Origin of the sequence: Rhodopseudomonas sp. WA056 (assembly GCF_010906995.1) — a bacterium.
In the GTDB taxonomy this organism is placed as follows: domain Bacteria; phylum Pseudomonadota; class Alphaproteobacteria; order Rhizobiales; family Xanthobacteraceae; genus Rhodopseudomonas; species Rhodopseudomonas palustris_G.
The window spans coordinates 1-12404 of record NZ_QPFS01000138.1; the positions used below are offsets into that span (position 1 = coordinate 1).

16 protein-coding genes are annotated in these 12404 nt (G+C 65.4%); 8 read left to right on the forward strand and 8 right to left on the reverse strand.

Annotation, left to right across the window (positions count from 1 at the left end; translation table 11 throughout):
* Positions 1-292: hypothetical protein (locus DU475_RS20550; RefSeq protein WP_164633171.1), on the forward strand; the 292-nt coding region annotated here is incomplete at its 5' end.
* On the opposite strand, the gene DU475_RS20555 is transcribed toward DU475_RS20550, so the two are convergent.
* A complete protein-coding gene (locus tag DU475_RS20555) occupies positions 220-567 on the reverse strand; it encodes a DUF5615 family PIN-like protein (protein ID WP_246700373.1) in 348 nt (115 codons plus the stop codon). The genes DU475_RS20550 and DU475_RS20555 overlap by 73 nt on opposite strands.
* A gap of 2 nt (positions 568-569) precedes the next feature.
* Complete coding sequence (locus DU475_RS20560) at positions 570-836, reverse strand: DUF433 domain-containing protein (RefSeq protein WP_234713279.1); 267 nt, start codon at positions 834-836, stop codon at positions 570-572.
* Positions 837-943: 107 nt separating this feature from the next.
* Between DU475_RS20560 and DU475_RS20565 the strand changes: the two genes are divergently transcribed.
* From DU475_RS20565 to DU475_RS20580, 4 genes are all read left to right on the forward strand, one after another.
* Positions 944-1720 carry a potassium channel family protein gene (locus DU475_RS20565; RefSeq protein WP_164633172.1) on the forward strand — a complete coding sequence of 259 codons (777 nt, stop codon included), beginning with the start codon at positions 944-946 and terminating at the stop codon, positions 1718-1720.
* Between the two features lie 38 nt (positions 1721-1758).
* Positions 1759-2280, forward strand: coding sequence for a DUF3828 domain-containing protein (locus DU475_RS20570; protein WP_164633173.1), 522 nt, complete (start codon positions 1759-1761; stop codon positions 2278-2280).
* A 287-nt stretch (positions 2281-2567) separates the two neighbouring features.
* Positions 2568-2858 (forward strand): GNAT family N-acetyltransferase, encoded by a 291-nt coding sequence (locus DU475_RS20575; RefSeq protein ID WP_047307821.1) that lies wholly within the window; start codon positions 2568-2570, stop codon positions 2856-2858.
* A gap of 131 nt (positions 2859-2989) precedes the next feature.
* Positions 2990-3397: a PaaI family thioesterase gene (locus DU475_RS20580; RefSeq protein ID WP_164633174.1), complete on the forward strand. Its 408-nt coding sequence runs from the start codon at positions 2990-2992 to the stop codon at positions 3395-3397.
* 70 nt (positions 3398-3467) lie between these two features.
* Here the strand turns inward: DU475_RS20580 and DU475_RS20585 are convergent, their stop codons facing one another.
* Positions 3468-3872 carry a DUF3597 domain-containing protein gene (locus tag DU475_RS20585; protein WP_142882751.1) on the reverse strand — a complete coding sequence of 135 codons (405 nt, stop codon included), beginning with the start codon at positions 3870-3872 and terminating at the stop codon, positions 3468-3470.
* Positions 3873-4235: 363 nt separating this feature from the next.
* Between DU475_RS20585 and DU475_RS20590 the strand changes: the two genes are divergently transcribed.
* The 3 genes from DU475_RS20590 to trmFO all read left to right on the forward strand — a co-directional run bounded on the left by DU475_RS20590 (position 4236) and on the right by trmFO (position 7378).
* Entirely contained in the window at positions 4236-5132 is an 897-nt protein-coding gene (locus DU475_RS20590) for a DUF2189 domain-containing protein (RefSeq protein ID WP_164633175.1), read from the forward strand.
* A 499-nt stretch (positions 5133-5631) separates the two neighbouring features.
* Complete coding sequence (locus DU475_RS20595) at positions 5632-5784, forward strand: DUF1127 domain-containing protein (protein ID WP_012496279.1); 153 nt, start codon at positions 5632-5634, stop codon at positions 5782-5784.
* Between the two features lie 157 nt (positions 5785-5941).
* On the forward strand, positions 5942-7378 hold the full coding sequence (gene trmFO, locus DU475_RS20600; protein WP_164633176.1) for a methylenetetrahydrofolate--tRNA-(uracil(54)-C(5))-methyltransferase (FADH(2)-oxidizing) TrmFO: 1437 nt from the start codon (positions 5942-5944) through the stop codon (positions 7376-7378).
* Between the two features lie 131 nt (positions 7379-7509).
* Here trmFO and DU475_RS20605 read toward each other — a convergent pair whose 3' ends face one another.
* The 5 genes from DU475_RS20605 to yajC all read right to left on the reverse strand — a co-directional run bounded on the left by DU475_RS20605 (position 7510) and on the right by yajC (position 12164).
* Complete coding sequence (locus tag DU475_RS20605; protein WP_164633177.1) at positions 7510-8382, reverse strand: phytoene/squalene synthase family protein; 873 nt, start codon at positions 8380-8382, stop codon at positions 7510-7512.
* A complete protein-coding gene (locus tag DU475_RS20610) occupies positions 8379-8762 on the reverse strand; it encodes an Mth938-like domain-containing protein (protein ID WP_013502379.1) in 384 nt (127 codons plus the stop codon). The genes DU475_RS20605 and DU475_RS20610 overlap by 4 nt, the downstream gene beginning before the upstream one ends.
* 147 nt (positions 8763-8909) lie before the next feature.
* Complete coding sequence (secF, locus tag DU475_RS20615) at positions 8910-10055, reverse strand: protein translocase subunit SecF (RefSeq protein WP_164633178.1); 1146 nt, start codon at positions 10053-10055, stop codon at positions 8910-8912.
* 25 nt (positions 10056-10080) lie between these two features.
* The gene (gene secD, locus DU475_RS20620) at positions 10081-11682 is read right to left on the reverse strand and encodes a protein translocase subunit SecD (protein WP_164633179.1); all 1602 of its coding nucleotides are present in this window, start codon (positions 11680-11682) and stop codon (positions 10081-10083) included.
* A 44-nt stretch (positions 11683-11726) separates the two neighbouring features.
* The gene (yajC, locus tag DU475_RS20625; protein ID WP_013502376.1) at positions 11727-12164 is read right to left on the reverse strand and encodes a preprotein translocase subunit YajC; all 438 of its coding nucleotides are present in this window, start codon (positions 12162-12164) and stop codon (positions 11727-11729) included.
* Positions 12165-12404: the final 240 nt, after the last annotated feature.

Here is a 12404-nt window from a genome sequence, read left to right on the forward strand (position 1 = left end):
TGCCAAGCGCTCCCACGGCTACGGCTTCCTGCCCGGCTATGTGCAGCCGCCGAACAACGCCGTACCGTTGTTCAAGCAGAAACTCACGCGCGAGCAGCTCGCGATGCTGCGGCCGAAGCGGCCGTGGTACATCGATCCGACGCCGGACTATTATCGCTGGAACAGCCCCTGGAGCGGCGAGTGGCGCTATCCGGGCCGCGCCGGCTTCTATCGCGGCCGTTACAACGGCGGCAGCTTCGGGCCGTGCTGGACCCAGACGCCCATCGGGCCGGTCTGGAATTGCGGGAAGTAGCCCGGTTGGCGCTCTTGTTCAGCTCGCGGGCCGCAGCGGCCGCACGCGCATGCGGGTTTCGTCGACCACGACATAACGCCCGAACCGCTCGGCGCCCTGACGCCGAAACCGTTGTCTTCCGTCAGCAACAGCCGGCCATCGCTGGCCGCCATAGTAACGACCTCTGCATCGCTCAGTCCCGCAGCCATCTCGGCGACGTACAGCACATCATGGCCATCGGCCCGCAACGCAGCGACCAACGAGGCGGGCACGCACTCGTCGGCCAGCCATCGCATGGTCAGCCGAAGATGACGTCTTGGTCTGCCAGATAGTCTGCGGCGAAGGTCTGCACGGCGAGAATGTCATCGGCGGTCAGCCGCGGATGATCGGCGATGATCTCGGCCGTGGAGAGGCCCGCACCGAGCTTGCGCAGGATCATTTCCACCGGGATGCGCGTGCCGCGCACAACTGGCTTGCCGCCCATCACCTCGGGATTGATCTCGATCCGCTCATGTCGCATGGCACCGACCGCAGCTTGCTCAGGGTTCACGATAGCATAGTTCACCGCGCTTGCCAGGGTGCGGGGTTGCCCGCCTGCGGCCCGAGCGACCCCAAGCCGCTCCGTCACCGCCCCCATTGCATCCGCCGCCCGTCCCGGGCCAATAATCGGCTATGACGCTGCACGACTTCCGACTCGCCGTTCGGCGGCTGTACGACGGCGCGACGCCGCGCGGGGTGGCGTTTCGCTACGGCCTGTTGGCGTTCGATATCGTCACCATCCTGTTCATCGTCGGCACCTCGTTCCTGCCGCAGAATCCGGTCGTCGAGATGCTCGATACCGGGTTCGGTGTCCTGATCTTGATCGACTTCGCGGCGCGGCTGTATGCCAGCCGGCGGCCGATGCGGGAGTTCGGCCGGCTCGCGACCTGGACCGATCTGGTCGCCATCGCGTCGTTCCTGGCGCCGCTGCCCGGCGAGGGAGCCGGCTTCCTGCGCATCCTGCGCACGCTGCGCGCGTTCCAGGACTATCAGATGCTGACGCGGCTGCGCAGCGACAGCCGCTTCTTCCGCCGCCACGAGGAGGTGGTGATCGCGGTGGCGCGGCTGGCGGTGTTCATCTTCGTGATGACGGCGATCGTTTACGAAACCCAGCATTTCCGCAATCCGCAGATCGGCAACTACGCCGACGCGCTGTATTTCACCGTCACCGCGCTGACCACCACCGGGTTCGGCGACATCACCCTTGCCGGCACGCTGGGACGGATGATCAGCGTGGTGATCATGATCTTCGGCGTCACGCTGTTCTTCAATCTGGCGCGGGCGCTGATCAGTCCGAACAAGGTGCGCTTTCCCTGCCCGACCTGCGGACTGCAGCGCCACGACGCTGACGCGGTGCATTGCAAGGCCTGCGGCACCGTGCTGAATATTCCGGACGAGGGGCGCAACTGAGCCTGTTGCCACGCCACTCGCTGCCGACAGGATCCGCCATGCTCACCCGCCGCTTTGCGCTCGCCCTCCTCGCCGCCGCTTCCGCTCTGCCCGCCGCCGCGCTCGCACAGGCGCCGGCCAAGACGAACGCGACCGATCCCGCCGCAGTGCTCACCCGGCTCTACAAGGCGGCCGCCAAGGACAATGCCGGCGGCGCCTTCGTCAACAACGCCAAGGAGCGCGGCAAGTATCTGTCGACATCGTTCGCCGCGCTGTGGAGCAAGGCCGAAGCCAAGGTGCCGGACGGCGAGATCGGGCCGATCGATTTCGATCCGGTGAGCAATTCGCAGGATCCGGACATCAAGTCGTTCGCGATCAAGGCCGAGACCCAGGACAATGCCCGCGCCACGCTGGCGGTGGCGCTGATCGGCAGCCAGCGCCGCAAGGTCGCCGCCGACAGCGTGATCCGCTACGATCTGGTGCGCGACGGCGCCGCGTGGCGGATCGACGATATCCGCGGCAGCGTCGAGGGGCAGCCATGGTCGGTGCGGCAGATGCTCGAGGCATCGCTGAAGAACTAATCGAAGCCGCCGGCGTTGCCGCTCCGCCCCATACCGATCGTGGTGGGACGATCGTGGTGCGGTGGCGCACCGCTTTTGCACCGCTCGCCTCCGGGATTGTCCGGGTTGCGCGGCGCAGCGCGGTGTGGCCTTACCCTCCGTACGCATCCACAGTGGCCTGCGTCGCAACGACGCCGCGCTTGCCACCTCGCCGTCCCCTTGACTTCACCGGGGCCGGCATCACCTGACTGCCAACGGCACGCCGGCAATTGCCGTCGCGGCCGGACATTGAACTTTGAGGAGACGTCATGAGCGGGACCACGGCCGCAGCCAATGTGCGCGACAACAAGGCGCTGAACCGCTTCGAACTCGACGCCCATGGCGAGATCGCGTTTGCGAGCTATCGACGCACCGGCGGCCGCGTCGTCATCACCCACACCGAGACCCCGCCGCCGCTGCGCGGCCGCGGCATCGCCTCCAGCCTGGTGCGCGGCGCGCTCGATCTGATCCGCGCCGAAGGCGCCAAGGTCGGCGCCGGCTGCGGCTTCGTTGCCGATTATCTCGACGCCCATCCGGAATACGCCGACCTCACCGCATGAGGTCTCGTCCGGGCCGCGTGCGCGGTCCAGTGATTGCCCGCCGCTGCGGGCTGTGGCATCGGTTCCACAGCGCGCGGCACGCCGGCAGGTTCTGTGGTCTCCTGCGGTCGCGCTCCGCAGGAGCCGTGAAGATGACCGTGTCGCCGCCGCCGGGTTTTCAGCCGTTCGCCGTTCAGGACGGCTACATCGGCACCAACGGACCGTACTACTGGCGGCAGAGCGCAGACGGCCAGCCGGAGTTTGGCTTCCTCAGCGACGAGCGTCACGGCAATCCCAACGGCGTGCTGCATGGCGGCGCGCTGCTCGGCTTTCTCGATACCATTTTGGGATTTTCGGTGGTGCTGGCGGGACAGCGGCGTTGCGCCACGGTCTCGCTCGACAGCCGCTTCCTCGCCACCATCGAGCCGGGCGGCTGGATCACCGGCCGCACCACGATGAAGAAGCTGTCGCGCAGCCTCGCCTTCATCGACGCCGAAGCGCTCGCTGGCGACAAGCTGCTGGTCACCACCGCCGCCGTGTTCAGAATATTCGAGTCCTGACGCATCGTCACGCGGCCACGCCATGCCGCAAGCGAGCGGCACGGCGGACCATCCAGGATGACGTGTCGGGTCAGTGCTTGATGTCGGCCGGCAGCTTGCCGCCATTGGCGACCAATTTGGCCATCACCTGCTTGTGCAGCCAGATGTTCATCGACGCCGAGTCGTTCATGTCGCCGCTGTAGCCGAGCTCCTTGGCGAGCTCCTTGCGGGCCGACAGGCTGGAATCGATATCGAGCGCCTTCATCAGATCGACGATCGAAGTGCGCCATTCCAGCTTTTCACCCTTGGCCTTCACCGCCTTGTCGAGGATCGGCGCGACATCGACCGACGGCGCGGCGGTGGGCTGTGGCGCAGTCGGCGCCGGTGCCGTACCCGCCGCAGCGGTGGTGGTGGGCGCCGACGCCTCGGCGCTGCCTGATGCCGCAGCGGCGCTGTCGCCGAAAATCGCGCTCATGATCTTGCCGAAAATGCTCATGCTGGCCTCCCCCTGTTTGCGATGCCGTGCATCGTGCACTCCAACAATTGCCGGCCCCGTTGGGTTCCACCGGCGGATCGTTGCGCGCGCGGAGCGGTGCCTCGCGAGATCAGTTCACTCGTCCACCCGAGTCGGCCTCGCACCGCAGCATCGAAAATCACCAAAGCTTGAGCAACGACCGCTACTAAGCGGCGTTAGGATACCTTCACAGGTCGCGGCAAGTTCGGGTCACAGGACCAGTTCGTTCGTTGCTCTCGCGTCTGGCTCCTTACTGATCGTTCGTGTCCGCACAACAAGCGCCCGGCCCGCCGTTTCGGCGCACGGCCGGTGATGATCAACGTCGAACACGGGAGGACGCTACGCATGGCCACGACCTATTCTTCCGATCGTGCCGCAATCGCTGCGGACGACGCTGTCCCCGCCGTCCATCGCATCGGATTTGCCGATCTCGGCGCCGCGCTTCGGCAAGGCTGGGAGGATTTCAAAGCGGTGCCGAGCCACGCAGTGATGCTGGTGCTGATCTATCCGGTGCTGGGCCTGGTGCTGGCGCGGATGGTGCAAGGCTACGCAGTGCTGCCGTTGCTGTTTCCGCTCGCCGCCGGCTTTGCGCTGCTTGGCCCGTTCGCCGCGCTCGGGCTGTATGAGCTGAGCCGCCGCCGCGAACGCGGCGAGCCGGCGACCGCCTCGAACGCCGTGGCGGTGCTGCGGTCGCCGTCGTTTGCCGCGATGCTCGGGTTCGGCGCCATCCTGCTCGCGCTGTTTCTCGTGTGGCTCGCCGCCGCGCAGGCGATCTACGTCGCGCTGTTCGGCTACGCTCCGGCCGCGGCGATCCCGGACTTCGCGCGCCGGGTGCTGACCACGCCGGAGGGCTGGAGCCTGATCCTGATCGGCTGTGGCGTCGGCTTCCTGTTCGCTTTGGCGGCACTGTGCCTGAGCGTGGTCGCATTCCCGATGATGCTGGACCGCAACGCCGGCATCGGCGACGCGATGGCGACGTCGCTGCGGGTGGTGGCGATCAATCCGTTGCCGATCGCCGCCTGGGGCGTGATCGTGGCGGTTCTGCTCGTCGTCGGCTCGATGCCGGCATTCCTCGGGCTGGCGGTCGTGATTCCACTGCTCGGCCACGCCACATGGCATCTGTACCGCAAGGCGGTCGAACCCAATCCGAAGCCGCCGCTGCTGCCGCCGATTCGCTCGCCCCGGCGGTCGGCTGCCGATTTCCCGGCGAACCTGCTGCAATGGAAGCGCAACGGGACCTGAGCCGACTCGTCGGCAAGCTCCCCACCTCGGCCGCCGATCGTTCTCAGAGGTCGGCGGCCGTTTTGTGCATTGCGATAGATCAAATCGGCGATTCGCCTGTGAATGGATATTCACGTCCTCCGTATTTATGCGTATACTGCATGAGACGAGATCGAATTGTTCGAAGGTCTTAACCCGAACGAGGGACAGCTCCGGCACTAGAATGCAGCTCTGGAACGCAAGCAGGCGCCGCCCAACGTAACACGTCACTGAAAATGCACTATAATTCAGCTCGTAGGGCTTCTAGGGAGGCTTGAACGGGCTCTCGACTGAAGGGCCAAACAGCCCCCCGAGCGAGCCGGCAGGGCCGAAAGGGTTAATCATTCCTTCCTGCCGGTATGCATTCACGGTCTAGCTGCGGTGCAACATTTTCGCTGCTGGTTTTCCGACTCGTCGCCTATATTCCTTTCGACGCTTCGGTTCTTCCGAAGAACTGAATCGTGGACAAGGAGACCATCCCATGCTGCTTTCGCTCATCCGCGCAATCCGCGCGTTCCGGGACTATCAGCGCAATGTCGCTGAGTTGTCTCAGCTCAGCGATCGCGAACTGGCCGACATCGGACTTGACCGTTCGGACATCCCGCGCGTCGCTTCGGGTCACTACAACGGCTGACCCAACCTGCTGTTTTCTGCCCTCTACGGCCAACGCCCGCCTTCTGGCGGGCGTTGTCGTTTCGAGACGGTGTTGCGCTGCTGTGGCGGTGGACTGCGGCGTGTCGCAGCGACTGAATCGGATTTGATCCGCGGCTGAAACAGGCTAGCTGTAGCCGATGACCAGCAGCCCCCACTCTTCTTCGCCCGTCGTTCATGTCATCGGCGCCGGCCTCGCCGGCTCGGAAGCCGCCTGGCAGATCGCCCGCCTGGGCGTCCCGGTCGTGCTGCACGAGATGCGCCCCACCCGGACGACCGAGGCGCACAAGACAGACGGTCTTGCCGAACTGGTGTGCTCGAATTCGTTCCGCTCCGACGATGCCGCCAATAACGCGGTCGGGCTGCTGCATGCCGAGATGCGCAAGCTCGGCTCGCTGATCATGCGGGCGGCCGATGCCAACCAGGTGCCAGCCGGCGGTGCATTGGCGGTCGATCGCGACGGCTTTTCGGCCGCAGTGAGCAAAGCGCTGGCCGAGCATCCGCTGGTCGAGATCCGGCGCGAGGAGATTGATGGTCTGCCGCCGCAGGATTGGGCCAACGTCATCGTTGCAACCGGCCCGCTCACCTCTGCTCCGCTCGCCGAGGCGATCCGCGGCCTGACTGACGAGAGTGCGCTGGCGTTCTTCGACGCCATCGCCCCGATCGTACACCGCGACTCGATCGACATGTCGGTGGCGTGGTTTCAATCGCGCTACGACAAGGTCGGCCCCGGCGGCACCGGGGCCGACTATCTGAATTGCCCAATGACCCGCGAGCAGTACGACGCCTTCGTCGATGCGTTGATCGAAGGCGAAAAGGTCGACTTCAAGGATTGGGAGAAAGACACGCCGTATTTCGACGGCTGCCTGCCGATCGAAGTGATGGCCGAGCGCGGCCGCGAGACGTTGCGCCACGGCCCGATGAAGCCGGTCGGCCTGACCAATCCGCACAACCCGACGGTGAAGCCCTACGCCATCGTCCAGCTCCGGCAGGACAACAAGCTGGGCACGCTGTACAACATGGTCGGCTTCCAAACCAAGTTGAAGCATGGCGCGCAACTGCGTGTTTTTCGGACCATTCCTGGGCTCGAAAACGCTGAATTTGCAAGGCTCGGCGGCCTTCACCGCAACACGTTTCTCAACTCGCCGAAGCTGCTCGACGAAAGCCTTCGGCTGCGCGCATCGCCACGGCTGCGGTTCGCAGGGCAGATGACCGGCTGCGAGGGCTACGTTGAATCCGCCAGCGTCGGTCTGTTCGCAGGGCTGAGCGCCGCCGCCGATGCACTCGGCCGATCGCTGGCCCCGCCGCCGCCGACCACGGCCCTCGGCTCCCTGCTCGGACACATCACCGGCGGCCACATCGAAACCATCGATGCCGGGCCGCGCTCGTTCCAGCCGATGAACATCAATTTCGGCCTGTTCCCGCCGCTCGCTAGTCCCCCGACCAAAGGCCCGGATGGCAAGCGGCTGCGTGGGCCGGAAAAGTCCGTCGCCAGGAAGCAGGCGCTCAGCGCCCGCGCCCTTGCCGACATGGACGGCTGGATCGCCGCAAATCTGAAGCTGCCGAAGGCGGCGTAGTCGTCCGTCGCTGTCTAAGGGCGCAGAAGCGTCGCCCCGTCATCGCGAACGAAGCGAAGCAACCCGGAAGCTGCGCACCTGCGCTCGTGGACTGCTTGGTCGGGCCGCTCCTCATGATGCGGAGAGGTCAGTTACATACGAAACGCTTTGCTCCGGCTTGCCCGCCACAGCGTCCACAGCGTGGCCAGCCGCGATCGCTCGAACGGCGTGAACGGATCGCGCTCGGGAGACGCCAGAAGGTCGAGATCACGGCGGGCAAGCGCCAGCGGCAGGAAGGCCGGGCGCAGCGCGGTCGGCAGATCGGCCAGCTCGAGCAGTGCCTGATCGAGATGCTTGCGCGCCTCGGCGATCACTTCTGCGAGCGCGGCGCGCAGCGCCGGGGTCGATTGGCCGCCGAAGACTTGCTCCAGGTCGCAGCCGTGTCGCAGCAGCACGTCGTTCGGCAGATAGAGTTGGCGGCGGGCGGAATCGTAAGGCAGCCGCGCCACGATCCGCCCGATCCCGATCGCGATGCCGGCGTGGCGCGCGACGTGCTCGATCGCATCCGGAGCCTGCCCTGCGCCCTGCCCGAGCACCCGGGCGCCGAGCGCCAGCAGCGCACCTTCGGTCTCGGCCAGATGCGGTTCGAGTACGGTCCAGTCCGGCATCGGGTCGTTGTAGAGATCGAAGATGTGAGCTTCGATCAGCCGCGTCAGCGGTTCGGCGGGCAGTGCGTGATCGGCGATGGTGCGCGTCAGTTCGACCGCGACCGGATTGCCTTCGGCGCCGCCATGCGCAGCGCCGGACAGCAGATCGGTCCACCACTGCAACCGGATTTCGCCGGGGAGCGGCTGGCTGACCTGGCCGCGGACGCGGACGATCTCGGCATTGAACGCGGCGATCGCCAGCAGCGGCCGGCGTTTCTCGGTCGCGACGAACAGCGTGGCCGCATAACGGTCGAAGTCGGCCTCGCGCACCAGCCCGGCGCAGAACGCTGCGGTGCCGGTGTCGGCGGGCTCGCTCATGGCACCGCGATCAGCGCGGCCGCGACGCGCCGGCGCTCGCCAATCATGATGTTGTAGGTGCGGATCGCCGGGCCGGTCTGCATGGTGTCGAGCACGACGTTGACGTTGCGCAGCGCCTCCCGCAACTGCCGCGGCGCGATCCAGACGTCGGCGCCGGTGCCGACGATCAGCGTGTCGATCGCATTGGCGTTGTCGAACACCCGCTGCAGGCTGTAGCGGTCGATCTGCTCCGGCCTGGTGACGTCCCAGCCCCACACCGCGTCGGGCAGGAACAGCAGCGATCCCTGGTGCGACATGTCGGCGAAATAGAACCCGCCCTTGCCATAGGCGTCGACCGCAGCACTGCGGGGAAAGTGCGGAATCTCGGCGCGTTGTCCCACGGGCTAGCGTCCTGGGTCGAGCGGTTGCGTCATGCGGCGGCACCTTGGTTCGCGGCACACCGGAGCGGACCGTGCCAGCGCGTCAATCCGGTGGCACGGTCACGGTTCAAATTCCGGCTTCGGCAGTCAGCCTTGCCGGCTCGGCGCCTATCGCTTCTTCGGCTTACCCGATTTCGCCGGCTTCGCCGTCGCAACCGGCGCTGCGGCCTTGGCATCGGTATCGACGAACCGCGCCGGGATCTCGTCGGCCGCGGGCGCCGCAGCCGCCACCGGGGCAGGCTCCGGCTTCGCCGGCTTTTCGTCCGGATCGTCGAGCCGATGGCTGCCGACGCCGAGATAGATCAGGATCGGCGCCGCGATGAAGATCGACGTGTAGGTACCGACCAGCACAACGCCGAACATCATCACCGCGGTAAAGGAGTGGATCGCGTTGCCCCCGAACACCAGAAGCGCCAGAAGCGCCAGAGTCACCGTCACATGGGTGATGATCGATCGCGACAGCGTCGAGTTGATCGACTCGTTGAGGAGTTGCGGCATCGGCATCTTCTTGTAGCGCCGCAGCATCTCGCGGATACGATCGTAGATCACCACGGTGTCGTTCAGCGAGTAGCCGAGAATCGTCAACAGTGCCGCGATCGAGGTCAGGTCGAAGTCGACCTGACTGATCGACATGAAGCCGATCGTCAGCACGATGTCGTGGACGTTGGCGATCATCGCGCCGAGCGCGAACTGCCATTCAAATCGGAACCAGAGATAGATCAGGATGCCGAGGATGGCGAGGATCAGCCCGAGCATACCGAAGGCGAGCAGTTCGCTCGAAACCCGTGGTCCAACCACTTCGACGCGACGATACTCGACGGATTCTCCGAGCGCCGCGCGCACCTTCTGCACGGCGTCCTGCTGCGCCTGGTCACCGCCCGGCTGCTCCGCCAATCGGATCAGTACCTCCGAGGGGCCGCCGAACTGCTGCAACTGAACGTCGCCGAGCCCCAGCTTGCCGAGCGTCGCGCGCATCCCGGCGATATCGGCGGTCCCCGACTTGTCGCGAACTTCGAGCAGCGTTCCACCCTTGAAGTCGATACCGAAGTTCAGCCCGTGGGTGAAGAACAGCGTGATCGCCAGGATCGACAGCACCGCCGAGATCGGAAAACTGATGCGGCGGAATTGGGTGAAGTCGAAATGCGTCTCGTCGGGCACGATCCGCAGCGACGGCAACCAGTTCATGATGCTGACGAACGTCAGCACCACGACGACTGCGCCCAGCCCGATCAAAATCCACTGTGTCGATGTCACTTGCAGCTCTCTCGGATAAGGTGCGTCAGATCGGCACGACTTGCGGCCGCTTCCACCGCACCCAGGCGGCGACGATCAGCCGCGTCACGGTGAAGGCGGTGAACACGGTGGTGATGATCCCGATGCCGAGCGTCACCGCGAAACCGCGCACCGGTCCGGTGCCGATATAGAACAGCACCGCGGCGGCGATGAAGGTGGTGATGTTGCTGTCGAGAATCGTCGATAGCGCGCGCTTGAAGCCTGCGTCGATCGCAGAAATCGCATTGCGGCCGGAGCGCAGCTCCTCGCGGATACGTTCGTAGATCAGCACGTTGCTGTCGACTGCGATGCCGACGGTAAGCACGATGCCGGCGATACCGGGCAGCGTCAGCGTAGCGTTGAGCATCGACAGGATGCCGAAGATCATCGCGACGTTGACGGCGACCGCGATGTTGGCGAACACGCCGAACAGCCGGTAGGTCAGCAGCATGAACACGATCACCAGAATCGAGCCCACATAGGCGGCGCGCTCACCCTTTTCGATCGAATCCTGGCCGAGACCAGGGCCGACGGTGCGCTCTTCGATAATGGTCAGAGGCGCCGGCAGCGCGCCGGCCCGGAGCAGGATCGCGAGATCGTTGGCGCCCTGCACGGTGAAGCTGCCGGAAATCTGGCCGGAGCCGCCGGTGATCGGTTCGCGGATAACCGGGGCCGAAATCACCTCGTTGTCGAGTACGATGGCGAATGGCAGCCCGACGTTCTCGGTGGTCGCACGCGCGAATTTGCGGGCGCCGTTGGTGTTGAAGCGGAACGAGACGATCGGCTCGCCGCTGCGCTGATCGAAGCCGGGCTGCGCGTCGGTCAGATCGGCGCCCGAAACCAGCACCTGCTTCTTGATCACATAGGGCTGCTTCGGCGACGACGCGCTCATCAGCAGCTCAGAGTCGGACGGAACGTTGCCCGCCATTGCCTGATCGCCGGACACCGAAGCGTCGACCATGCGGAAGTCGAGCTTGGCGGTCTTGCCGAGCAGTTCCTTCAAGCGGGTCGGATCCTGAAGGCCCGGCACCTGAACCAGGATTCTGTCGGCGCCCTGACGCTGGATCAGCGGCTCGACCGTACCGAGTTCGTTGACGCGGCGTTCGACGATCTGAATCGACTGGTCGACCGACTGCCGGACGCGGTCGGAGATCGCCGCCTGCGGCACCGTTAGCCGGATCAGTCCTCCGCCGGCGTCGGAGACTTCCAGGTTGCGCTGGCCGTTGGATCCGAGCAGGCCCCCGAGCGGCTGCGACAGCTCACGCAGTTTCGTGAGCGCCGTCGGGACATCGGTATCCTTGGTGATCCGGACCTCGACGGAGTCTCCCTTGGTGGACAGCCCGGTATAGGCAATCCGTGCTTCGCGCAGCACCCGGCGGGCGTCGTCGCGCACAGATTCGAGCTTGTCTTTCTTGACCGAATTCGCGTCGACCTCGAGCAGGATGTGCGAACCACCCTGCAAATCGAGGCCAAGCACGAGGTGGCGCTGCGCCCATTTCGGCCAGCTCTTGACGGTGCTCTCGGGGAAGAAATTGGGAACGGCGCAAAGGCATACGATCAGCGCCGTCAGGATGATCGCCAGCGCCTTCCACCGTGAGATATACAGCATCGAGTTGTCCCGTCAGAAACCGAAACAGCCACTGCGTCGGAGCATCAGCTCGACGCGGTGTCGTCCTTGGTCGGCTCGGTTTTGTCGCCGTCGGTCTTGGCCGGAGCGTCCTTGTCCTTCTTGCCCTTGGCCTTGCCGTTGGCTTCGGGAGCATCCTTGACCGGCTCGCCTTTGCTGCGGACGCCGGTGATCATCTGGCGCATCTGGCGCGCGCGGATGCCGTCGGCGACTTCGAACTCGACGGTATCGTCGTCGATCACTTTGGTGACCTTGCCGACCAGGCCGCCGGAGGTGATGATGGTGTCGCCGCGGCGAATGTTCTTCACCATCTCGGCGTGCTCTTTGACCTTCCTCTGCTGCGGCCGCAGGATCAGGAAGTACATGATGACGAAGATCAGCGCGAACGGCAGCAGCGACATCAGCATGCTGTTGGCGTCGCCACCGGCAGCAGCGGCCTGGGCGTAGGCGGGCGTAACGAACATTCGGATTTCCCCGTGAAAACGAGCGAGCCGACCCGGCGCGGAAAGCGACGGCCGGGGGCGCAAATTCGCGCGGACTATAACCGCCGCGGTCCCAATTGCAACGCCGCCACCCCGCTCTGAGCGCTCCCGTTTCCGTGGGTTGCCGGAGGTGCCATGGCCCGATATGGCTGCCGCGTCAGGAAGTTCAAGAATGGCCAAAGCAACGAAAACCCGCCGCTCCAAAGCCGCCCCGAAATCAGC